The organism is Streptomyces sp. NPDC031466, from assembly GCF_055581265.1.
The window spans coordinates 130,158-152,031 of the sequence record NZ_JBVIJT010000005.1; the positions used below are offsets into that span (position 1 = coordinate 130,158).

Genomic DNA, 21,874 nt, shown 5'->3' on the forward strand with positions numbered 1-21,874 from the left:
ACCTGGGAACTGAACTCTTTCCTGCGCATCTGAGATCGTCTATCTGCGCACTGATCAGTTCAGTGCGCAGATCAGCTACAGGGTGTCGCGGATCACTCCGCGATCCGTGAGCATCTCGAACAGCCGTGGAGGCAGTAGCTGTCTCTGGTGCCATTGCAGGTATTCGGGTTCAGGCCCCCATGTCCGCCCCTGCTCAACGATCTTGGCGTGTGCAAGCTCGACGAACAGTTCCGACGCGGCGTGACGACTCTCCCCGGTAACGAGACGGAGTCCGAGGTGCATGGCACCTGCGACCAGCAGCGGGTGAGCCGTGGGACCGCGGCTGAGAGATGGACTCTGGGATGCTCCCTCGTCGTTCGCACTGGCGATGGCAGGGTCCGCGTCGTGAAACATGTCCGGTGAGCGGTACATGAGGATGAGATCGACGAGCAGCGGGAAGAGGAACAGTCGTAGTGCCGATCTGACGCCAGGTTGTACGGACGGGCTGTGCCCGAAGCCGTAGTCGATCGACTTCTGGATACTGAGCAGTACGGGATCGGTGACCGGGGTGGAGGGGACTTCGGTGAGCGGGTGGTTGCAGCGAGGGCCATAACGTTTGGTGGAACTGGTGTTGTGGGGGCGCCGCCCTGGGCAAAAGAGGCGCCTGTCTGCCGGCCCACCCCTGATCCAGTCCTGGGGCTCGTAGCAAGTGGGGCAGACGGCCGACAGAAAGACCTCGTGGTCGGTGCAGGCGTACGACCACGCGACCTTCCAACGTAGGTACCAGCGGCCGTTGTTCTCTTTGATGCACAGCGGGCACCAGCGGGAGTGATCGCGCAGTAGGAAACGGTCGCGGATGAAGCTGAGCGCTCGTGCATGCCCATCGTCATGCGGGTCAGAGAGTGCCGGTAGCGGCTGTTCGGTGTAGCGAGTCAGACGCATGCCGTTCAGCACCTGTGCTCGGATGCCGGTAGCAGCCTGGATCTGCCGCAGTTCCCGGTCAGTCAGCGTTGCCTCCAGCCGGGCCATCGAAGCGGTCGCCGATTTCCGGAGCCGCCAAGCCTCGACTACCAGTCGGTTTGGGTAGCAGCGGCTGTCACGAGCGACGGCGTCCAGCCAGCTGGTGAAGGATTCTCCCGTCACCGGGACGGGCACGCGAGGCATCCGTCGGGGCTGGCTGACCGCCGGAGGCGGCACCGTCTCCACCGTCGAAGGCACTGCCTGGAGACGAGGTGCCTCAACGGCGCGCTCAGGGCCAGGCTCACCGTCGTATGGCTGGCGCACCGAGCCCTGATGCACCGGGTACGCGGTGCCCATCGTCAGCTCGCTGCCGACTTCGTTCCTACGGGTGCCGCCTTACGGCGCTGTCGGACGACATGCCGGTACGCGGCCTGGGCGTATTCACTGATCTCGACCCGGTCCATGAGCTTGCGTGTGATCGCCTCCTCTTCGCTCATGACGGCTTCGATTGCGGATTCGCGAAGCAGGTCGGTCAGGGCGCAAATACTGCCGTCCGTCCTGTCGTAGAGGTACTGCGACAGTTTCACCAGCTGGCCGGGCTTGTGCCGGTAGAGCACGAGGGTGTCTTCGAGGGCCTTAACGGTCTGTGCCCATTCCAGCTTGTCCTTGTCGGTCGTGCAGCCGAACTTGCGGACCGCGTGGTGTGTGTATCGCCCCGAGGTCTGGGTGGCGCGTGAAGCGGCTTGTCCTTCGAGGTACAGTCCGGACTTCTTGAGGTCGACTCCGGTGTAGACGAAGGTCGCTGCGGTCTTGTTGGCGATGTACTTCAAGTGGTCGTTGACCACTCTTCCTTCCTTCGCTGACAGGTCGAGGAAGTGCACGTCGTCAATGATCACAAGTTCGGTGCCGACGTCCGCCAGCACGGAGAGAACATGGTTGGTGATGTCTGTCTGGGTGCCCCTGCCGCGCTGCACCATGCCGAGGTAGTCGGCCAGGAGGACGGACAGGTCCTTGGGGGTGGCTCGGGCCGGGATGCTGAGGTAGACGACCGGGGTGTAGTCGATGACCATTCCGTTGGCCTCGTAGCCCTCTTGGAACTTCTCCGGATGCTTTCGGCGCAGTCGGTTCTCGAAGCGCGCGGCGAAGAGCTTGACCAGGGTGGACTTGCCGACAGTCGGCGGCCCGTCAAAGACAAGGCCCGCTCTGGCGCCGGCGGGTCGCTTGGCGTTGGCCTTCATCCTGCGCTTCATCAGGTAGTGCAGGCGCTTGACCTGCTCGGTGTCGATGATCGCGAGTGCGCTGTGGTAGATGTCGCGATCCTCGTTCAGGTCGTCCTTGTCGTCCTGCGACAGCCTTGAATAAACCTGGTACGGCGGCATGGTGGGACGCTCGGGGGGCCGGTTGTCGCGGTAGCGCCGCCACTCTTCCTTGGTGTGGGGTTCGGCCAGGCCGGGGTGCCGGAAGATGCTCATGACGGGCTCCTAGAGGGCGTCGGGGTCCCAGACCTCTGCGGCCGTGACCTTGCTGAGATCGATCTCGCCCCACTCGCTGGGCGCCTCGTCCTCTTCTGGTGTGTCGGGGACAACGGTCAAGGGCGGGTGGTTATCCACGGGGGCTTCGCCGCGTTGCATGTCGCGGCTTTGTGCCGTGCCGCGGTGTTCGTCGCGGGTGTGGCGCTTGCGGTCGGTGCGCGTCCATGTCTCGGAGGCGTCTGTGCGGTTCTGTAGGTCGGTGAGTGCCTGGGCCACCGCTTCCTGGTCCTCAGGGGTGCGGCCGCGCAGGGTGATGAGCCGTTTGGCTTCCCGCAGGGTGATGTCGGTGAACGGCTGGTGTTCTCCGAGCGCGTGAGTCCAGCGCAGGACGTGCCAGCGGCCATCCGCAGGGTCGAGGAAGTAGGCGTGCAGCAGGTTTCGGGGGTCGTAGCGGATGGGCCACAGGCCGTCGGGATACGGCGCCTTGGCCTTTCGGTAGCGGTAGAGGATGTCCGCGTTGTAGGTCAGGTGGTTCAGTTCGACGCCGTAGGGGTGGATGACGCGCGGGGCGATCGGTAGCAGTTCGAAGTACACGTTGGGTTCGCGGGGGCAGTCGACGTATCCGGCCGAGCCGAGCGCCATGGTGTACGCCTCATTTGGGGAGACCCGCAGGTCCGGAAACCCGTGCAGGGTGAGCCCGCGGTGGTGCTTTCGTTGGTAGACGGCGATGACGTATTCGGCGAAGAACTCGGTCAACTCGTCGATGGTCCAGCGGGCTTGGTCCTCGACGGTGCGGCCGCGGTGGGCGACGTTGAAGCCCTTGTAGCCGGCGACGTGTTCGGCGAATTGTTCGCGGATGGTCTTGAAGAGCCGTTCCACGTGCGGCTTGTCGGTGGGCTGAAGCTTGCGGGCGTCCTGGAGGTCGATCTTCCAGCGGGTGCAGGCGCGCTGGACGACGTCGGACTTGTAGGGCTTGCCGTGGTCGTACAGCAGCGTCTCGGGGTAGATCACGGGCCGGGCGGCGGCTTCGGCCAGGCGTTCGTCCACGCTCAGCAGGCGCTCGTAGGGGACGCGCAGCATGCGGTAGCGCAGGGCGTCGGACCAGTCGGGTCGCATGATTTCCGGCGTCATGACGTCGGCCAGGAGTAGGCCGATGTCGATGGCTTTGGTGCCTTCGGGGGTCAGTCGCCAGGCGAGGATGGAGCGGGTGGCCACGTCGAGGGCGACGGTGAGTTCCACGCGGATGGTGGTCGCGGTGCCGGGGTCGTAGGCGAGGACGTCGAGTGGGGTGGTGTCGAGCATGACGACTTCGCCGGGGCGAGTGGCGATCACGTTGCCGAAGGGCCGGTCGGGCTGGTTGGCGGCCGAGGCGCGCTGGTAAGCGGGGGCGGAGGGGCTGATGTCCAGCAGGTAAGCGACCGCGCGGCGGAAGGTGTCCCGGCCGGGCAGCGGGACGGTGCCGGGGCTGTGTTCGGCATCCAGGCGGTTTTGGGTGCGGCGGTAGAAGCGGTTGCCGATGGTCGCGGAGCTGTCGGCGCGTTCAGCGGCTGCCTGGTCGCGGATGGCCTGGATCACGCGTGCGTCGAGGTTCTTCAGGGGGTTGCGGACGCGGGCCTTGCGTTTGTCCACCAGCCCCCACAGGCCGTTTTCCGTGCGCCGTTTCCACAGTTTCCACAGCCAGCGTTCGGTCACGCCCAGTTCCTCGGCTTTGGCCTGGATGCGGACGACTTGGGGCAGGGTGGGGTCGTAGGGCGGGCGGGGTTCATCCGGCCTGGCGCTGAGCGGGTCACCGGAGCTGTACCCCGTCATGGCCTCCAGGAGATGCCCCTCCAGTTCCAGGGCCGCCTGCTTTGCGGCGTCGTCTAGACCCTCCAGGATCCCGGCAGGATCAAGGTTGCCGAAGTCGGCGTCCCCCGGTGTCTTGGGCGGGGGTTCGACGGCAGCGCGGAAGGTAGCGTCGGCGAGGAGGACGGTGAGCATGATGGTCTGTATCCGTCCGTTCTCCGAGCGCAGCCGTGCGGTGGCACCGTTGAGTCCGGCGACTTGGTGACGTTCTTCCTCGAACTCGATCCAGTCGGTGACGGCGAGACGGTGGCTGGTCATGCGCTCCTCCGGGCGGTGGCGGCCTGCACGCGGGTGTGGTCGCGCAGCGGGCGGGTCTGGTCGAAGGTGAGCTGGTGGTGCCACATCAGGTGGTAGACCACGGCACGTGCCAACTCGGGTACGGGCTGGAAGCTCACCAGTTCGCCGATCGGCACGGGGCTTTGGGCAAGTTGCAGCAAGGGGCTGGTCAGGGGCTTCCCTGCGCGCAGGGGGCGGCGGTATCCGGCGAGCCAGGAGACGGTGGCCCAGCGCAGCGGATCGGGTGTGCCCACCATGTCGTAATCCCAGCCGAGCTGTTGACACAGCTCGTCGGTGCGCCGGGCCTGGTGTACGACCTTGGGCTCCCCGATGCGGCTGTCGTCCTTGACGTCCAACAAGAGCACCGAGCCGTCGCGTCGGCGGACGAAGAGGTCGGGGGTGTGCTGCCAGGCTCCCTCGGCGTCTTGGGCCTCGATGGTGAAGGGCTGAGCGCTGAATGCGTCCACCGCAGGGTCGAAGTCGAGCAGCTTCATCCACTTCGATTCGAGGTAGGACTCGTAGCCCACCATGCGGTCGGTGGTGGCCGCCCAGTAGTGGCCGGGGGTGTGCCGCTGTCCCGCGTAGGAGGGGATCTCCCGGGCGGGCAGTGCGTTCTCGAAGGCCACTGAGGCAGCCCGGCTCGCGGGAATGAGGCGTTCAGTGCCGCTGGGGTCGAGGTAGTGGATGTGGGCCCGGTCGGACGCCATGCGGATGGGGCGCAGGGTGCGAGGCCGGGGCGGGGTCATGCAGTTCCTTTCCGAGTCAGGCAGGCCCTTCCCCAGATGGTGAGGGCGTCGGCGGCGGGGGCGGGCAGGCGGGTGTGAAAGCGCCGCCAGCCCTCGCGTATCGACTCGGTGCTTGTGCCGTTCTCCCAGCCCAGGACGTAGGCGGGTGCTTCGCGGACGTCGCCGTTGGTGAGGTGCTGCCACACCCATGCGGCGGCGTGCCGCTGGCTCTGCCAGGTCACAACGCGGCCCAACGGGTGGAAGATCGGGGCCAAGTCGCGGTGGGGGACCTCGCGCAGGTCACAAAGTGCGGCCCGGCGGGCTGCGTAGTTGGTCAGGCCCCGCTCCTGCATGCGGTCAGCCGCTGTGCGGACCGCTGTCCAGAAGGCGTCGGGGTCGGCGATCCGCTGGACGAGGGTGTCGGCGGCGCGGGCGGCTTTGCGTTCGTCCATGCCGAGCACGGTGGCGGCCTCGGTCCAACTGCCTGCCCCTGCCAGGCGGGCGAGCGCGAGTGCGGTCAGCCGTCGTCCCGATGCTTCGGCGGTGCCGGGCAGATGGGCGGCCATCAGCGACTGGTAGTCGTCCCGATCGGCCAGGTGCGGGATGTGCCGGGGCTTGAGGGCCGACGGCTCCATGGCGGGCAGGGCTCCGGCGACGCGGGAGGTCCGACGGCCGACGGCGGCCGCCACGCGGTCGAGGACGGCAGGGCAGGGCATGTGCCGCAGCGGGTCGGTTCCCCCCAGGGTCCGCCGCAGGGCGGTCAGCCTCTCTGCCCACGGAGCGAGCCGGCGGGCACCGGATTCCGCAGTGGGGGCGTCCAGCACCGGGGAGGCGAGTGCCAGCGCGGCCAGTGCCTGGGCGGAAGCCGCGGGCATTGCCCCCAGCTGGCTGCCACCGCCCCCGCGTGGCCTGCTCGTACGCCGCTGCTGATCTTGAATGAATGCTTCGGCCACGAAGCCGGGAAGGTGCGCGAAGTCGTCCTCGCCGGCGGCGAGCCGGGCGAGGGCAGCGAGATAGCGCAGCGCGGCGAACCAGTCGGTGCCGCGAACGGGTTCGCCCACCAGAGAGGCCGGCGCGCCTTCGGCGATGGCCAGTGCGCGCCGTTGAAGGGCCACCAGGCCCTCCGGGACGGCGGTAGTGGGAATGGCGGCCAGCGGCTGACGACACAGGCCCGCACGGCCCTTGGGGCCATGCGGGGGCCGGTTGGCACACTCGCCCGGCTCGGGCAGCGGCGGGCGGGTCAGCAGCCCGCGAGGGAGACGTTCGTTTCCGCGCAGCAGCCGTACTCCGCACGCCGGGCACACGTCGATGAGCAGGCACCGATGGACCGGGCATACCGCTGCGATGCCCAACCGCCACCACAGCGGCCACACCGGGCTTTCCGCCAGACAGGACGGGCAGGCCCGGCTCCAGGTCAGCAGCATCCATTCGCCGGCCACGGCCCGCACGGACGCCTCTTGGGCCAGGTCGAGGCCAGTCAGGTCCAATGCGGTCCGGTCGTACCGGGCGAGTTGCATCCGGTGCAGTTCACGGGCTGTCAGCCCGGTCGCATCCCGCAGGCCGCCGAGGCTGACAGGGGTGAGCGCGATGCCAAAGAACTTCGGGCGCGTGGTGGACGTACCCTTTCGGCACTCCAGCCCCAGGGCATGAGCAGCCTGCCCCGGAGGGATGTCCAGCTTGGCCGCCACGCGGTCCACCCAGGAGGCGAATGCCTCACCGGGAACCGGCTTGGGGACCACAGGCAGGCGGCGGACACGGGGGACGGCGACGGGACGCGAGAGAGGGCGGGAGGCAGGCATCTCTGTCCGCCCGTGTGCTCCTGCTGTCACTTCACCCTCCCCGCCTGTATGAAATATCATACAGCGCTCAGGGGAGAGTTAAGTTCGTGGCCATGGAGAACCCGGAGGGCGCCACATCGAGCCCGGCCAGCCGTGCGGTCTTCGGGCGACGGCTGCGGGAGCTGCGGGAGCGTGCCGGGCTGACCCAAACCGCCACGGCCGCCGGGGCCGGGCTGAACCGGTCCTTCTATGCGGGAGTGGAGGCCGGGCGGACCAGCATTGCCGTGGACCGGCTGCCGGGCCTGGCCCGGACGTTGGGCGTCGAGATCTCCCAACTGTTCAACGACGAGTGACGTCCCGCGCGACGGCTCAGCTGGTATGCCGCACGAGCCCAGACGACGTCTGCAGCCCAAGGGCGCCGGGGTACAGCAGGGCTTAGCCGCCGCAGGCGAAGAAGGCGCCGCCCGGACCGCCGCATCTGGTGATCCGCGGGGCACAGAGGGCCGACAGCGCGCCGCAGGGCCGCGACCGGTCCCCTGTTCCGGTCGCGGCCCCGCGCGTAGGGGTGCCCAGGTCGGTCACGAGCCGCAGCAGCCGCCCGCCGAAGCCTGGTCAGTAGCCGCCCCGGCCGCGGCAGGGGCGGCGAGCTGGACGAGCTGCGGGGTAGGCGCGCAGCAGCCGCCGTCGGACTGGTCAGGGGCCGGGCTGTCGAAGAGTCCGGCGCCGCCGCACACCCCGGTCTCGGGGAGGGTGAGCTCAACCCGGTCGGCGGATTCGAGATCGCCTGCGATCGCGGCGGTGACGGAGCGGACCTGCTCGTAGCCGGTCATCGCCAGGAACGTCGGGGCGCGGCCGTAGGACTTCATCCCCACCAGGTAGATGCCCTGTTCGGGGTGGGAGAGTTCGCGGTGGCCGTGGGGGTAGACGGTGCCGCAGGAGTGCTGGTTGGGATCGATCAGCGGAGCCAGCTCGACCGGCGCCTGAAGGCGCTCGTCCAGGTTCAGGCGCAGCTCGTCGAGGAAGGACAGGTCGGGCCGGAAGCCGGTCAGGACGATGACCTCGTCGACCGCGTCCAGGCGGCGCCCGTCCTCGCCGACCAGGACCAGGCGGCCCTCGGCGTCGCGCTCGATCTCCTCGGTGCGAAAGCCGGTGACCGCGTCCGCGTGGCCGTCGTCGACGGCGGTCTTCGCCGCCAGCCCGAGTGCGCCGCGCGCGGGGAGCTGGTCGGCTTCGCCGCCACCGAAGGTGGAACCGGAGATGCCCCGGCGCAGGATCCACACCCCCTTTGTCCCTGCGCCGTCGTCGGACTTGGCCAGGTCGGCGAGGTAGGCGAGGGCGGTGAAGGCGGAGGCCCCGGAGCCGATGACGGCGGTGCGCTTGCCCACGTACCGGGCGCGCACGGCGGGGTCCTTGAGGTCGGGGACGCGGTAGGCGATCCGGTCCGCGGCTGCCTTCTCGCCGAGAGCGGGAAGGCCGCTGCCGCCGGCCGGGCTCGGAGTGGCCCAGGTGCCGGAGGCATCGATGACCGCGCGGGCGAAGACGCGCCCCTCGCGGCCGTCGGCCGTGGTGAAGTGCACGACGAAGGGCTGAGCTTCGCGGTCGGCGTCGACAACGCGGTCGCGACCGGTGCGGGAGACGCCGGTGACGGTGGCGCCGAAGCGGACGCGCTCGCCCAGGACATCGGCCAGCGGCTGCAGGTACTGCTCGGCCCAGTCCCCGCCGGAGGGGTACGTGCTCGCGTCGGGCCGCATCCAGCCGGTGGGCGCCAGCAGCTTCTCGGCAGCCGGGTCGGTCACCTCGCCCCAGGTGGAGAACAGCCGCACGTGCGACCACTCGCGCACCGCGGCGCCCGCGGACGCTCCAGCCTCCAAAACCAGCGGCGTGATGCCGCGTTCGGCGAGGTGGGCGGCGGCGGCCAGGCCGGTCGGGCCGGCCCCGACGACCACGACGGGCAGCTCGGTGGTGGTGGGCGCGTTCACGGCGACTCCTTTGTTTCGACGTCCGTCGATGGCTTGCGCCGCCAGGATGCCACCTGCTTCGATAGGCGTCAACATAGACATTCGTCGAATCGAGGGGTCTGGTTCATGGAGTACGTCGATGTCGCAGTCATCGGGGGCGGGCAGTCCGGGTTGGCCGCCGCCCACGTCCTGCGCGAGCGGGGGCTGGCGCCGGTGGTACTGGAAGCCTCCGGGCGGGCGACCGGGTCATGGCCCGGCTGCTACGACAGCCTCACGCTGTTCTCGCCCGCGGGGTTCAGCTCCCTGCCGGGCCTGGCGTTCGGCGGGGACGGGGACCGCTATCCGCACCGCGACGAGGTCGTGGACTACCTCACCCGCTACGCGGACCGGCTGGACGCGGAGATCCGCACCCACGCCCGTGTCGAGAGCGTGGAGAGCGATGGCAGCGGCTTCGTCCTGCACACCGCCGACGGCCGCCGCCTGGGTGCAGCCGGGATCGTCGCCGCGAGTGGAGCCTTCGGCAACCCGCTGCGGCCGGACCTGCCAGGACAGGACGGGTTCACCGGCGAGGTGCTGCATGTCGCCGACTACCGCAGCCCGGAGCCGTATGCGGGCAAGCGGGTCGTGGTGGTGGGCGGCGGCAACTCCGCCGTCCAGGTCGGCTACGAACTGGCCAAGGTGGCCACGGTGACCCTGGCCACCCGCGCCCCGGTCCGCTTCCTGCCGCAGATCCGCGACGGCAAGGACCTGACCCACTGGCTGACGGCCACCGGCTTCGACCACCTCCCGCCGCACTGGCTGATCCACTACGTCGGCGGCACCCTGGTCCTCGACACCGGCCGCTACCAGGACGCTCTGGAGGCGGGACGCCTTCAGCGGCGGCCGATGTTCACCGCCCTGGACGGCGATGAGGTCATATGGGACGACGGGAGCCGGGAGAAGGCCGACGTGGTACTGCTCGCCACCGGCTACCGGCCCCACCTCGACTACCTGGCCAAGCTCGGCGCACTCGACGAGCACGGGGCACCCCTGCACGCGGGGGGCATCTCCCTCACCCATCCCGGCCTGGTCTACCTCGGCCTGGAGTTCCAGCGGTCCTTCGCCTCCAACACGCTGCGCGGCGTCGGCCGCGACGCCGCGTACGTGATCGATCCACTGGCCGCCCATGTCGGCAAGGCCCCGGCCGCCGCCGGCCTGTAACGGCCGAGAGCTGGCCCGCGAGGGGCGGCGATGCGATCGGCTCCGCCCCTCGCTCCCTGATTCGACATGTGTCAACATAGATGTATGCCGAATACGAAGGCGCTGCCGCTGCTGGAGCCGGAAACCACGGTGCCGTGCTGCCCGCCGCTGACCGAGCGGCCGTTCACCGCCGAGGAGGCGGAGCGGACCGCGAAGATGTTCAAGGCGCTCGGCGACCCGGTCCGGCTGAGGCTGTTCTCCGCCGTGGCCTCGCACGAGGGCGGCGAGGCGTGCGTGTGCGACATCTCCGACGTCGGCGTCTCCCAGCCGACCGTCTCCCACCACCTGAAGAAGCTCAAGGAAGCCGGGCTGCTCACCTCCGAGCGGCGTGGCACCTGGGTTTACTACCGGGTGGAGGCGTCCGTGCTGGCCGCGATGGGCAAGCTGCTGACCACTACGCCGACCGCGGCCTGACAGCCACCAAAGAAGCAGGGGGAACAGTGTCCAGCAGTATCGGCCCATCGAGCGTGCTCGTCGGTCCGTTGACCGCAGATCACGCCGAGCAGGTCCTGGCGATCTACCAGGCGGGTATCGACGAGGGCAACGCCACCTTCGAGACCAGCGCACCGACCTGGGAGGCGTTCGATGCGGGCAAGCTGCCCGAGCACCGCTTCGTCGCCGTCGACGAGGACGGCACGGTGCTTGGCTGGGTCGCCGCATCGAAGGTGTCCGACCGATGCGCGTACACGGGCGTGGTGGAGCACTCGGTCTACGTCCACCCCGGTGCCCGGGGCCGCGGCGTTGCCTCCGCGCTGCTCAAGGCGCTCATCGACTCCACGGAGGCGGCCGGGATCTGGACGGTCCAGTCCGGGATCTTCCCCGAGAACACCGCCAGCCTCGCCGTGCACGAGCGGGCCGGTTTCCGTGTCATCGGCACCCGCGAGCGTATTGGGCGGCATCAGGGCCGCTGGCGTGATGTCGTGCTCGTCGAGCGCCGCAGCGCCGCCATCACCTGATCACTGGTGCGGCCAGGGCCGGTTTCGGTGTCAGTGGGGGTGTGGATGATGGCGTGATGAGTCTGGACACTGACTGGGCCCGCGGTGAGCTGGCCCGTTTCCTGGAACTGACCGAGCTGTACCGGCCGCCCGACCCTCCCGGTATGACCATCTTCAGCAGCAGCCTGTCCAACCGCGGTCCGCAGAAAGACATCATCGCCAGCGCACATGTGGTGGAGAAAATTTTCGACCGGGTGCTGCCGCGCTGGAAGAGTGAAGTCCCGGACGACCGCAATGAGAGCGTGAACCGGTGGTGCCAGCACCGGGAAGCCGCGCAGCGCGCCGATGCGGCTCTCCAGCGGGATGCCGAGATACGCGAGCGTCTGGGCGACGATGCTCCCCAGCTCAGTGCCGCCACGATGCACCCGTGGGTGTGGCAGGGGGCGCGGGCGCTGTGGCAGAGCGGCCATTTCCGCGAGGCGGTCACCGCGGCCGCGAGGAAGATCAACGCCGAGACGCAGAACAAGGTCGGACGCCGGGACGCGAGCGAGACCGCGCTGTGCCAGAGCGTTTTCTCCAAGGACGCGCCCAAGCCGGGCCAGCCCCGTCTGCGGCTGATGGCCGACGACGGGAGCGATACCTTCCGCAGTGTCCACCGCGGAGCGGCTGCCTTCGCTGAGGGTTGTTACGCCGGCATCCGCAATCCCAACAGCCATGAAGACGGTCTGCCCGAGCTGCCCGAGCATGAGGCGCTGGAGCAGCTCGCGGTATTCAGTGTCCTGGCGCGATGGGTGGACACCGCGACCGTCGCTCGTTGAACCCGCGCCCGGCGCGGGAGAGGTCAGCGCAGAAGATCCGTGATCTGCCGTGCTGCCTCCCGCGCCGGGCGCCCGACGCCGATGAGGGTGGCGGAGGCGGGGCCGGTCCAGTCGCCGTAGCCGAGCAGGTGCAGACGCGGCTCGCCGAGAGCGCGCGTGCCGTCGGTGGGGATATGGCCGTGCGGGCCGCGCAGGTTCAGCGGGGCGAGGTGGGCCAGAGCGGGCCGAAAGCCCGTGCACCAGATCACCGCGTCCGCGCTGGTCTTGCTGCCGTCGGCCCCCTGGACGCCGTCGGCGGTGAGAGCGGAGAACATCGCCTTCACGTTGAGGAGTCCGGCGTCGCGGGCGGCCCGGATTGGAGGTACGGCGACGATGTCGCCGAGCGAGGCCACCCCTTCGGTGTCGGTGCGGCCTTCTTCGAGGGCGCGGCGGCGGGCGGTGGCGACGTCGAACAGGGCACGCCCGTCGATGTCATCGGCGAGGAACCGGGGCGGGCGCTGGGTCACCCAGGTCACCTCGACGTAGCCGTCCAGGGCGAGGTCGGCGGCGATCTGGGCGCCGGAGTTCCCGCCGCCGACCACGAGGACGCGCTGCCCGGCGAAGTCGGCCGGTGAGCGGTAGTTCACAGTGTGCAGTTGCCGGCCGGTGAACACCTCGCGGCCGGGGGCGGAGGGGAGGAAGGGCCGCGACCAGGTGCCGGTGGCGCTTATGACCGCGCGGGCCTGCCAGGTGCCGGTGTCCGCCTCGACCAGGAGGTGGTCGCCGTCGGGGCGTACTGCGTCCACGCGGGTGCCGTGCTGGACGGGCAGGTTGTAGCGCTTTTCGTAGTCGGTGAGGTAGTCGACCACGTGCCCGGCGTCCGGGTAGGTCTCGCCTGCCTGGGCGGGCATGAGCCACCCGGGCAGCGACGAGTAGGCAGCCGGGGAGAACAGGTGCAGCGAGTCCCACATGTGCTGCCAGGACCCGCCCGGCGCCGGATCGGCGTCCAGGATCACAAAGTCGAGGCCCTGGCGCCGCAGGTGGTAGCCGGCGGCGAGCCCGGCTTGGCCGCCGCCGACCACCACCACATCCGTCTGCGTCACGGGGCCGTCGTTACCGCGTCGGCGGCGAACTTCCGGCGCCAGGCGAGCGCGACGTAGACCAGGCCGATCAGGACCGGGACCTCGATGAGCGGGCCGACGACGCCCGAGAGTGCCTGGCCGGAGGTGACGCCGAAGGTGGCGATGGCGACCGCGATGGCCAGCTCGAAGTTGTTGCCCGCGGCGGTGAACGCCAGGGTCGTGGTGCGGTCATAGGCGAGCCCCAGGCCCTTGCCAAGCAGGAAGGTGCCGAAGAACATGACCGCGAAGTAGACCAGCAGCGGCAGCGCGATCCGGGCGACATCCAGCGGCTGCGAGGTGATCGTCTTCCCCTGGAGGGCGAAGAGGATGACGATCGTGAACAGCAGCCCGTACAGCGCCCACGGTCCGATCTTCGGAAGGAAGTTGGACTCATAGCCCTCGCGGCCCACCCTCTTCTCCCCGACGCGGCGGGTCAGGAAGCCGGCCAGCAGCGGGACGCCGAGGAAGATGACCACGTTCAGAGCGATCTCCCACATGGAGATGTCCAGGTGCTCGCCGTCGCCCAGGCCCAGCCAGCCGGGCAGCAGGTCGAGGTAGAGCCAGCCCAGCAGACCGAACGCGATCACCTGGAATACGGAGTTGAGGGCCACCAGGACGGCGGCGGCCTCGCGGTCGCCGCAGGCGAGGTCGTTCCAGATGATGACCATGGCGATGCAGCGGGCGAGACCGACGATGATCAGGCCGGTGCGGTACTCGGGCAGGTCCGGCAGGAAGATCCACGCCAGCGCGAACATCACCGCAGGTCCGAGGACCCAGTTGATGACCAGGGAGGAGATCATCAGCTTGCGGTCGCCGGTGACGGAGTCCAGCTTGTCGTAGCGGACCTTCGCCAGCACCGGATACATCATGATCAGCAGGCCGAGCGCGATCGGCAGGGAGATCCCGCCGATCTCCACCTTCGCCAGCGCGTCATTCAGTCCGGGGATCGCGCGCCCGAGCCCGAGGCCGACGGCCATGGCGATCAGGATCCACACGGCGAGGTAGCGGTCGAGGGTGGAGAGCTTCTTGACGATCGAGTCGTCCCCGGCCGGGCCGGCGCCCTGGGGGGAGGCGGTGGTGGGCTCGGTGGAGGTCACGGGCAGGCCCTCTTGTTCTCGGCGGCGCTGCGGGCGGAGGCGGCGAGCTGGGCGAACTGCTCGGAGATCCCGGCCAGGACGTCGGGCTTGAGCTTGTAGTAGGTGAAGCGGCCGCACGGCTCGGTCTCCACCAGCCCGGCCTCGCGCAGCACCTTCAGGTGGTTGGACAGGTTGGTCTGCTTGGCTCCGGTCTCCTCGACCAGGTGCGTCGTACACAGCGTCTCGCGTGCCAGCAGGGTCACGATCTTCAGGCGGAGCGGATCGCCCAGCACCCGGATCACGTCAGGATCGACTGAAGTCAGCATGCACTGATACTCTCACATCATCGCCCGCTGATACCAGCGGGGGCTGAAGTCATTGGCGGCTGGGTTCCGCCATGCGACGAGAGAGAACGATCACCATGGCCGACAAGCCGTCCGTCCTGTTCGTCTGCGTCCACAACGCCGGCCGCTCCCAGATGGCCGCCGCGTGGCTGACCCACCTGGCCGGAGACCGCGTCGAGGTCCGCTCCGCCGGCTCCAACCCGGGCAGCGCCGTCAACCCGGCGGCCGTGGAGGCCATGGCCGAGGTCGGCATCGACATCTCCCAGGAGACGCCGAAGATCCTTACCGTCGATGCGGTCCGCGAGTCGGACGTCTGCATCACCATGGGCTGCGGCGACACCTGCCCGGTCTTCCCCGGCAAGCGCTACCTGGACTGGAAGCTGGAGGACCCGGCCGGACAGGGTGTGGAGGCCGTGCGCCCGATCCGCGACGAGATCAAGACCCTTGTCGAGGGCCTGATCGCCGAGATCGCCCCGGAGAAGCCGGAGGCGACGGCGTGAGCGAGATACGCGACGTCGTCATCATCGGCTCCGGCCCCGCCGGCTACACCGCCGCCCTCTACACCGCCCGCGCCCAGCTGCGGCCCCTGCTGTTCGGCAGCTCCATCTTCGTCGGCGGCTCGCTGACCACCACGACCGAGGTGGAGAACTTCCCCGGATTCCCCGACGGCGTCGACGGCCCGGCCTTGATGGAGAACATGCGGGCCCAGGCCGAGAAGTTCGGCGCCGAGATGATCGACGACGACATCGTGGCCGTCGACCTGGCCGGTGACATCAAGCTCCTCACCGACTCCACCGGTACCGTCCACTGCGCGAAGACGGTGATCATCGCGACCGGCTCCGGCTACCGCAAGCTCGGCCTTCCGAACGAGGACGAACTGTCCGGCCGCGGCGTCTCGTGGTGCGCGACCTGTGACGGGTTCTTCTTCAAGGAGCGCGACATCGTCGTGGTCGGCGGCGGCGACACCGCCATGGAGGAAGCCACCTTCCTCACCCGCTTCGCCAAGTCGGTCACCGTCGTCCACCGCCGCTCTACCCTGCGTGCCTCCAAGGTCATGCAGGAGCGGGCCTTGTCCAACGACAAGATCTCCTTTGCCTTCGACAGCGAGATCGCCGAGATCAAGGAGAGGAACGGCATGCTCGGCGGCGTCGTCCTGCGCGACGTCCTCACCGGCGCCACCCGCGACCTGGACGTGACAGGGCTGTTCATCGCGATCGGGCATGATCCGCGCACCGAACTGTTCATAAGCCAGCTCGACCTCGACGCCGAGGGCTACATCACCGTCGCCGCCCCGACGACACGCACCAGCCTGCCCGGCGTCTTCGCCGCCGGCGACGTCGTCGACCACACCTACCGCCAGGCCGTCACCGCTGCAGGCACTGGAGCAGCGGCCGCCCTGGACGCCGAGCGCTATCTCGCCTCCGGCAACACTGTGCAGGCCGAGCCGGAGGCCGCCGCGATCCCTGCTTGATCAGTGCAACGACGCGTGGGCTCTTCCCAGGCCTTCCTCGTGGAGAGGACAGTGAGGGTGTCGGCGCCCTGGCGGAGCCCGCCGAAGAGACTGGTGACCTGCGATGGCTGAACGAAGCCACGTGCTGATCCTTCTCAGCGTCCGAGCCTCGAACTGAGCCGAACCGGGATGGGGCAGCGGTGCACTTCATCCATCCGCTGAGATCAGGGCCTCGAAGGCGTGCTGGAGGATACGGGCGGAGGGACGGCGGCCGGGACTTGTCTGCAGGCCCGAGGTGAGGATGTCCTCGAACGCGGCGAACGGCCAGGGACGCGTGTCCGTCCAGGGCTTGACCTGGCCCAGGGCGAGTTCCTTGCGCAGTTCGGGGGTGGACTGTGTGGTGTCGCGGGTGCTGATCGGGTAGGTGCCGGTCCAGCAGGCGTAGATCACCGCGCACAGGGACCACACCTCGGAAGCTGTTGTGAGGGGCAGGTCGTCGCCCGGTGTGGTGGTGAGGCGGGCGTGCGCGAGCTCGGGGGACATGAACCAGTCGTAGGCGCCCCGGTAGACGACTGGCCCGGTGCCGGGCCGACGGTCGGGGGCGTGGGCCATGGCGAAGTCCAGCAGCGTGGCGCCGTGATCGTTGAGGATGAAGTGGACCTCTTGGAGATCTCCGTGGCGCCAGCCGCCCATATGGAGGTCGGCGACGGCCTTGCACATGGCCGCCGCGTACGCGGCGGCCAAGGCAGCATCAGGGGTCTGGCGGAGCTTGGCGAAGGCCGTTTCGGCGTCATCGCCGCCCACCCACTTCAGGGCCAGCCAGGAGCCCTCGCCGTCATCGAGGGTGCCGTGGGCTTCGTAGAGGCCGGTGAGGGTGCCGTCAGCGGCCAGGGCGAGCAGGATCTCGGCCTCGACGAGGGCGAGCCGCTCGGAGTCCACATGTCCTTGCGGGTCCGCGCACGGGACGGTGATCTTCAGCGCGTACGGGCCGTGTACGGTCTCCACACGCCACAGGCAGGTTCCGCGCCGCTCGGCGACGAGGACTGGGCCGGGCTGGGCTGCCTCCCCCCACACAGAAGCGATCAGACGGTGGGCGGTGGTGTAAGAGGAGGCGGTCACTCAAGATCCCGTTCGGCTGGTGCGTCAGCGTTCGTCCGAAGGGTCGAGAGTGTAGAGCGTCAGATGCCGGGTCGAGTCGCCTTTGAAGGGACCGCCCTGCCAGGTGCCGTAGCGGGCCTGGCGGTGCATCCCGGCGAGCCGGGCCATCAGATCCAGCTCGGACGGCCACGCGTAACGGGTGACCAAGGGAAGCATCGTCACCCCCTGGGGGGTGGTGAGAACCTCCTGGGAATGCACGGTCTGGGCCACCGGGTCGTGCTGCATCGCCGACCACCGCACATGCTCGTCGCCGACCTCGCGCACGCTCGTGCCCTGCACCTGGCCCGGCTGCCAGTCCGAGACGCGTGCCTCTACGACGAACATGCCGCCGGGTGCCAGATGGCGGGCGACGGCCCTGAAGCACGCCACCTGGTCCTCCTGAGTGGTGAGGGTGAACAGGGTCGAGGCCACCACGAAGATCAGCGCGAAGCGCTGGTCCAGGTCGATCCGCCTCATGTCGCCGACCAGAGCGCGGGCCGGGAGAGCGCCGATCTTGGCGTTGAACGCCTCGACCATCTTCGGGGAGGCGTCCAGGCCCGTGACGTCGGTGCCGAGCCGGGCCAGCTCGATAGCCACCAGGCCAGTGCCACACCCCAGTTCAAGAGCAGGGCCGGGCGGGGCCAGCTCCCGCAGGCGGCTGGCATCGTGCTGCGGGTCACGGCCGGTGGACAACGCGTCATAGTGCGGGGCCCACTGGTCCCACCGCTCGGCTTGTCGGTCGATCTCTTCCACGCTCAGCCTCCATCGCATGGTGCGGTCGGATACCAAGGGGCAGGGCCCGGCCATGCCGGGCCCTGCCTTCGGCGTTGCGGTCAGGCAGCGAGTTCCACCGGCCGCCAGTGCGTCACGTCCACGGCGCCGGGATCGATACCCAGGGCCTTGAACATGTGCTGGTGCATGTCGTTGCCGAACGCCTGTGACTTGCTGGTGAAGAACGACTCGTCGTACCAGGCGACACCGAACAGAACCCGACCCTGCTGCGGCTGCTGCGGGTCGATCTCGACGTAGGTGCTCTGCCAGTCGTAGAACTTCTCCGACTCGGGGCGGGCCTTGAGCTGCTCGTCAGAGGAGCGCAGGGCAGCGATGGCACGGGTGACGCTGTCCATGTCCGGGCAGGCCAGCGCGCACTGGGAGAGGGCGATGGGTGTCTTGGCACCCCGGCGTCCGGGGTCGTCGTCCTCGCCGGTCAGGACGCGGAAGCGGGTGAGCTGTCCGCCGGGGTGGAGGAGGAGATCCATGATCTTTCACCTTCCTGTTGGGTTGTGTGGTGCGACATCCCCGCCCGCCCGTGTCGTGGGACACCGGCCGCGGAGGTGGCTCAGGGGGCCGCTGGCCGCGCCGTGGCGTCAGCGTCCGGCTCGGATTGGACGGGCGCGGGGGCCTGGCTGTTGAGTTCGGTCTCGGCGGCCGCACCGAGCAGGACCACGCCCGCGACGGTGCAGGCCGCACCGAAGACCCCCATGAACGCGGCGACAAGGTCCCGGTCGCGGCCCGTCTGCGGGCGGGCACGGTGGTGACCCTGGCCGCTCACTTCTGGCCCCAGCGCTGGTCACGGTCGCCGAGCATGCGGCCGATTTGGGCATACAGGCGTTCCATGTCGGCGGGGGTGAGGATCAGGGCGGTCTCGCTCTGAGTGCCGTCCTCGAAGTGGGTCAGTATCCGCAGGGAGCCCTGGCTCGCCCGCGCGTCGTAGACGGCGTCCAAGGACTCCATGAGGGTGGCGCAGGTCGCCTTGGCCGGCACAGGAGCGAGCGCGCTCCCATCAGCGGGTGCGGCCCATTCCTCGCTGCCTGCGGGCGCACGGAGCTGGTAGTCGGTGCGACCCTCGCCGGGCAGGGCCACCACGACGCCGATGCGGCCGCCCTCCCGGCGGTCGGCGGCCAGTTCGCCGGCGCGGGGGTGGAACGGGGCCGCCGTGCCCAACCCGGCTCCCTGGGCGGGCAGATGGGATGTCGTCCTTCCGGTCATGATCATCTCCGTGTGTGGCGGTAACAACGGATCAGCCCCAACCTGGTGCCGTAAAGGCGGGGTTGGCCGGGGTGATGTTCAGTCAACGACCGGTCAAAGGCCCTGGGGAGGTGGCAGGGTGTAACCCCGCGTAGTCCCGCGTAACCCCAGCTGGAAGGGGGCACCGGAGAGTGGAGAGAGTCCAGCCCATCGCCGAGCTGATCCAGCAGGCATGCGCCGAACGCGGCTGGGGTCCGGCGAAACTGGCCCGTGAGCTGGGCATCGCCGAAGGGCGGGGCCCGACGGGGATGAGCCGCCAGTACGCCCGGAAACTGATGATCGGGGAGCGTAACCCCGACTACTGGCTGCCCTACCTGATCCAGGTCTTAGATCTTGATGTCGCCCCGTCCCGGCAGATGACCATGCCGGGTGCGGCACACGCCGATACCGTGGCAGATGTCCTGGCCCTTGGGAGGAGTGACGCAGTGGACCGACGGGGCTTTTTGACCGCATCCGGCGGTGCCACCCTCTCCCTTCTCGGTGTCCCCGACGCCGAGGCCATCACCCGCCGCGTCCAGAGTGCGCCCGCGGGTGCGGTCCGGGTCGGGCAGGGCGAGGTCTCCGCGATTTTGACCATGGTCAAGACGCTCGGCGACTCCGCTGCCGAGTACGGCGGCAGCCACGTTCGCCGCCTTGCCGAGTCCTACCTCACCGACAACGCCGGGCCCTGGCTGAATGGCCGCTACAGCCTCACCACCGGTCGCGAGTTGTGGGCCGCTACATCCCAACTCGCCCACCTCATCGGCTGGATGTACCAGGACGAGGGCGACAAGGACCAAGGCCAGGACAACGGCATCGACCCCCAGGCCCTGGCCAAGCACTACTACGCCTATGCCTACCGACTGGCTGCCGAAGCCGAGGAGCCCGAGCTCGCCGCAACCGCACTGCGCGGCATGACGGTCCAGTCCATCGGCCTTGGCCCCCGCCACCGCGCCGAGGCGTTCGCGCTGGCGGAGAAATGCGTCGAGCACTCCAAGGGCCTCGCCGACCCGCGCGCGGTCGCCTATTACGAGTCGACCTTCGCCGAAGCCGCCGCCCTGGACGGCAATCACCGCCTGGCCACCCAGGCCCTGGCCGCTTCACAGTCCGCCATCGAACGCACGGCCACCGAACCGCCGGGCCAATCGTGGGCATCGCACTTCACCATCGGCCGGTGGGCCCACGCCTCAGGGATGATCCTGGCCAAGATGGGCGACCTCACCGGCGCCCGCGAACAACTCCACCAATCCCTGGAAGTACACGGCTTGGACCGCCGCCGTAGCCGTGCGAGCGTGCTCGGAAACCTCGGCGAGATCCACCTCCAACAAGGCGACCTCGACGGTGCACTGAGCGTGTGGTCCGAATTCCTCGACTGCGCCGAGGGAGTTAAGTCCGTCCGCGTACGCGACGCGGCTACCGACATGCGCGTCCGCCTGACCCGCTACCAAGGCGTGTCCGGAGTGAGCACACTCGACCGCCGGGCCGCCGTCCTCCTCGCTAACCAGTAGCCACTGCGGGCGCCACTTTCCCTGCTCAGGATGGCTTTTGTCCTGATACTTGGCGGTTCACACCCGCGGATGTCTTTCGCTCTTTGCCTGTGGAAGCAGGCGCGCACACTGCACTCACAATCCGGGACAGGCGGGCCGTCGTGTTCTGCGGCGGGCGCTTGAGCCACGATTGATGCAGCAGCCGGACTGGCCGTTTGAGCGGGCGGACCGTGAAATCCGCCAGTTCCAAAGCAGCGCTCCATGGGTCCTTGCTGAACACGATCTGCGCGGCGATCCGTAGGCACGCCGTGCGAACAAACATCTCCGGGGCGTCACGCTCCTTCCTGGGCATCAGCCTGCCGGAGGCAGCCGAGTACCTGCGTGAGAACACCGCGAAGCGCTCCAGCACCACGAGGTCGGCCCCGCTCAAGTGATCCGGAGTCGCCAGGAACAGCGCCAAGTCAGCCATGGCCGCGAGGTCGGACAGGTCAGCACGTGCTGTGTCGGGGCACGGCTCCAGATCGGCCAGGTGAGCGTTGAGCCGTTCTTGCAGCTTGGCGAGCAATGGATCTCGCAGGAGTGGCGCCGTCATGTCGCGATACGCCACCGCGCACGGCCGCACCTCTCTTCGGACAGGGTCTCGCACGCTGCCGCGGCAGGCACCGTGAGCGAGGTCGATCTCACCTGCACGAACGGTCTGACGGCAGACAGGGCAGCCAGACAGCAGGTAGCACTGGTGTCTCAGGCATGCGAAGACCCACGGAGTGGACCACGCCAGGGGCCACCGGCCACCCCGCTCGTCTAGGCACCGCGGGCAGAAGCGGAGTTCACTGGGATCGATCCAACTCGATTTGACCATGCGGTAGTTATCCGCTCCCGCAGCGGTTCGCACCCTCTCCGGAAGAGCGCTGCCAGCGAAGCGCGCCCACGTCATCCGGCGCACCGCCGCAGGCGTAAGCCCGGTAGCGGCCCTGATCCTACGGAAGTCATCTTCACTCATTCCGAAGACGACGGATTGTGCGCTGGACGCCGAGACTCTTACGGCATTGTCGTGTGAGCGCGTGGCGCCACAAGCCTGGGCCGCGATGGCGCGACTGACGCCGTACACCGTGGACAAGTGGTCCAACCAGCTCAGCAGGGATTCATCCGGCAACGGAACTGGCACTACGGGGAGCCGCCGAGGCAGACCGATGGAGGCGGAGACGGTCACCCGCGTAACCTATGGCACTGAACAGTTCACTGCGTTACTGAACTACTCACTGAACTGTTTCGTGCGCGACTGAACTCT

23 protein-coding genes and 1 pseudogene are annotated in these 21,874 nt (G+C 68.8%); 8 read left to right on the forward strand and 16 right to left on the reverse strand.

The window, feature by feature from the left end; genetic code table 11:
• Positions 1-75 precede the first annotated feature (75 nt).
• The 5 genes from ACZ5GP_RS12525 to ACZ5GP_RS12545 form a co-directional block, all read right to left on the reverse strand.
• Positions 76-1,134 carry a TniQ family protein gene (locus ACZ5GP_RS12525; RefSeq protein ID WP_468750832.1) on the reverse strand — a complete coding sequence of 353 codons (1,059 nt, stop codon included), beginning with the start codon at positions 1,132-1,134 and terminating at the stop codon, positions 76-78.
• Between the two features lie 164 nt (positions 1,135-1,298).
• Positions 1,299-2,411, reverse strand: coding sequence for a TniB family NTP-binding protein (locus ACZ5GP_RS12530; RefSeq protein ID WP_468750833.1), 1,113 nt, complete (start codon positions 2,409-2,411; stop codon positions 1,299-1,301).
• A gap of 9 nt (positions 2,412-2,420) precedes the next feature.
• A complete protein-coding gene (locus ACZ5GP_RS12535; protein ID WP_468750834.1) occupies positions 2,421-4,514 on the reverse strand; it encodes a Mu transposase C-terminal domain-containing protein in 2,094 nt (697 codons plus the stop codon).
• The gene (locus ACZ5GP_RS12540) at positions 4,511-5,278 is read right to left on the reverse strand and encodes a TnsA-like heteromeric transposase endonuclease subunit (protein ID WP_468750835.1); all 768 of its coding nucleotides are present in this window, start codon (positions 5,276-5,278) and stop codon (positions 4,511-4,513) included. Before ACZ5GP_RS12540 ends, ACZ5GP_RS12535 begins: the two co-directional genes overlap by 4 nt.
• Positions 5,275-7,116: a TniQ family protein gene (locus ACZ5GP_RS12545; RefSeq protein ID WP_468750836.1), complete on the reverse strand. Its 1,842-nt coding sequence runs from the start codon at positions 7,114-7,116 to the stop codon at positions 5,275-5,277. The genes ACZ5GP_RS12540 and ACZ5GP_RS12545 overlap by 4 nt, the downstream gene beginning before the upstream one ends.
• Before the next feature lie 32 nt (positions 7,117-7,148).
• Between ACZ5GP_RS12545 and ACZ5GP_RS12550 the strand changes: the two genes are divergently transcribed.
• Positions 7,149-7,388 (forward strand): helix-turn-helix domain-containing protein, encoded by a 240-nt coding sequence (locus ACZ5GP_RS12550; protein WP_468750837.1) that lies wholly within the window; start codon positions 7,149-7,151, stop codon positions 7,386-7,388.
• A gap of 225 nt (positions 7,389-7,613) precedes the next feature.
• Here ACZ5GP_RS12550 and ACZ5GP_RS12555 read toward each other — a convergent pair whose 3' ends face one another.
• Complete coding sequence (locus ACZ5GP_RS12555; RefSeq protein WP_468750838.1) at positions 7,614-9,014, reverse strand: NAD(P)-binding domain-containing protein; 1,401 nt, start codon at positions 9,012-9,014, stop codon at positions 7,614-7,616.
• A gap of 105 nt (positions 9,015-9,119) precedes the next feature.
• On the opposite strand from ACZ5GP_RS12555, the gene ACZ5GP_RS12560 reads away from it, so the two are divergent.
• The 4 genes from ACZ5GP_RS12560 (at position 9,120) to ACZ5GP_RS12575 (ending at position 11,985) form a co-directional block, all read left to right on the forward strand.
• Positions 9,120-10,193, forward strand: coding sequence for a flavin-containing monooxygenase (locus tag ACZ5GP_RS12560; protein ID WP_468750839.1), 1,074 nt, complete (start codon positions 9,120-9,122; stop codon positions 10,191-10,193).
• An 84-nt stretch (positions 10,194-10,277) separates the two neighbouring features.
• A complete protein-coding gene (locus tag ACZ5GP_RS12565) occupies positions 10,278-10,646 on the forward strand; it encodes an ArsR/SmtB family transcription factor (protein WP_468750840.1) in 369 nt (122 codons plus the stop codon).
• Between the two features lie 26 nt (positions 10,647-10,672).
• Positions 10,673-11,188 (forward strand): GNAT family N-acetyltransferase, encoded by a 516-nt coding sequence (locus ACZ5GP_RS12570; RefSeq protein ID WP_468750841.1) that lies wholly within the window; start codon positions 10,673-10,675, stop codon positions 11,186-11,188.
• Positions 11,189-11,244: 56 nt separating this feature from the next.
• Positions 11,245-11,985 carry a TIGR02391 family protein gene (locus ACZ5GP_RS12575; RefSeq protein ID WP_468750842.1) on the forward strand — a complete coding sequence of 247 codons (741 nt, stop codon included), beginning with the start codon at positions 11,245-11,247 and terminating at the stop codon, positions 11,983-11,985.
• 23 nt (positions 11,986-12,008) lie between these two features.
• Here the strand turns inward: ACZ5GP_RS12575 and ACZ5GP_RS12580 are convergent, their stop codons facing one another.
• The 3 genes from ACZ5GP_RS12580 to ACZ5GP_RS12590 are packed head-to-tail and all read right to left on the reverse strand — an operon-like array spanning position 12,009 to position 14,487.
• The gene (locus tag ACZ5GP_RS12580) at positions 12,009-13,067 is read right to left on the reverse strand and encodes an ArsO family NAD(P)H-dependent flavin-containing monooxygenase (protein WP_468750843.1); all 1,059 of its coding nucleotides are present in this window, start codon (positions 13,065-13,067) and stop codon (positions 12,009-12,011) included.
• Positions 13,064-14,182, reverse strand: a complete 1,119-nt coding sequence (gene arsB, locus ACZ5GP_RS12585; RefSeq protein ID WP_468750844.1) for an ACR3 family arsenite efflux transporter — start codon at positions 14,180-14,182, stop codon at positions 13,064-13,066. Before arsB ends, ACZ5GP_RS12580 begins: the two co-directional genes overlap by 4 nt.
• Entirely contained in the window at positions 14,179-14,487 is a 309-nt protein-coding gene (locus ACZ5GP_RS12590) for an ArsR/SmtB family transcription factor (protein WP_468750845.1), read from the reverse strand. The genes arsB and ACZ5GP_RS12590 overlap by 4 nt, the downstream gene beginning before the upstream one ends.
• Positions 14,488-14,582: 95 nt before the next feature.
• On the opposite strand from ACZ5GP_RS12590, the gene ACZ5GP_RS12595 reads away from it, so the two are divergent.
• Together ACZ5GP_RS12595 and trxB are read left to right on the forward strand one after the other, a co-directional pair.
• Positions 14,583-15,005, forward strand: a complete 423-nt coding sequence (locus tag ACZ5GP_RS12595) for an arsenate reductase ArsC (RefSeq protein ID WP_468751269.1) — start codon at positions 14,583-14,585, stop codon at positions 15,003-15,005.
• The gene (gene trxB, locus ACZ5GP_RS12600) at positions 15,002-15,976 is read left to right on the forward strand and encodes a thioredoxin-disulfide reductase (protein WP_468750846.1); all 975 of its coding nucleotides are present in this window, start codon (positions 15,002-15,004) and stop codon (positions 15,974-15,976) included. Before ACZ5GP_RS12595 ends, trxB begins: the two co-directional genes overlap by 4 nt.
• 186 nt (positions 15,977-16,162) lie before the next feature.
• Here trxB and ACZ5GP_RS12605 read toward each other — a convergent pair whose 3' ends face one another.
• From ACZ5GP_RS12605 to ACZ5GP_RS12625, 5 genes are all read right to left on the reverse strand, one after another.
• Complete coding sequence (locus tag ACZ5GP_RS12605) at positions 16,163-16,960, reverse strand: protein kinase domain-containing protein (RefSeq protein ID WP_468750847.1); 798 nt, start codon at positions 16,958-16,960, stop codon at positions 16,163-16,165.
• Between the two features lie 138 nt (positions 16,961-17,098).
• Positions 17,099-17,845: a class I SAM-dependent DNA methyltransferase gene (locus ACZ5GP_RS12610; protein WP_468750848.1), complete on the reverse strand. Its 747-nt coding sequence runs from the start codon at positions 17,843-17,845 to the stop codon at positions 17,099-17,101.
• Between the two features lie 80 nt (positions 17,846-17,925).
• Positions 17,926-18,351: a hypothetical protein gene (locus ACZ5GP_RS12615; RefSeq protein WP_468750849.1), complete on the reverse strand. Its 426-nt coding sequence runs from the start codon at positions 18,349-18,351 to the stop codon at positions 17,926-17,928.
• 80 nt (positions 18,352-18,431) lie between these two features.
• Positions 18,432-18,644 (reverse strand): hypothetical protein, encoded by a 213-nt coding sequence (locus ACZ5GP_RS12620; RefSeq protein WP_468750850.1) that lies wholly within the window; start codon positions 18,642-18,644, stop codon positions 18,432-18,434.
• Positions 18,641-19,081, reverse strand: a complete 441-nt coding sequence (locus tag ACZ5GP_RS12625) for a hypothetical protein (protein ID WP_468750851.1) — start codon at positions 19,079-19,081, stop codon at positions 18,641-18,643. Before ACZ5GP_RS12625 ends, ACZ5GP_RS12620 begins: the two co-directional genes overlap by 4 nt.
• A gap of 170 nt (positions 19,082-19,251) precedes the next feature.
• Here ACZ5GP_RS12625 and ACZ5GP_RS12630 point away from each other — a divergent pair, with 170 nt between their 5' ends.
• Positions 19,252-20,607, forward strand: a complete 1,356-nt coding sequence (locus tag ACZ5GP_RS12630) for a tetratricopeptide repeat protein (protein ID WP_468750852.1) — start codon at positions 19,252-19,254, stop codon at positions 20,605-20,607.
• A 25-nt stretch (positions 20,608-20,632) separates the two neighbouring features.
• Here ACZ5GP_RS12630 and ACZ5GP_RS12635 read toward each other — a convergent pair whose 3' ends face one another.
• Complete coding sequence (locus tag ACZ5GP_RS12635; RefSeq protein ID WP_468751287.1) at positions 20,633-21,193, reverse strand: hypothetical protein; 561 nt, start codon at positions 21,191-21,193, stop codon at positions 20,633-20,635.
• Between the two features lie 129 nt (positions 21,194-21,322).
• Positions 21,323-21,796 (reverse strand): annotated as a pseudogene (locus ACZ5GP_RS12640) (TniQ family protein); the annotation flags it as partial.
• Positions 21,797-21,874: the final 78 nt, after the last annotated feature.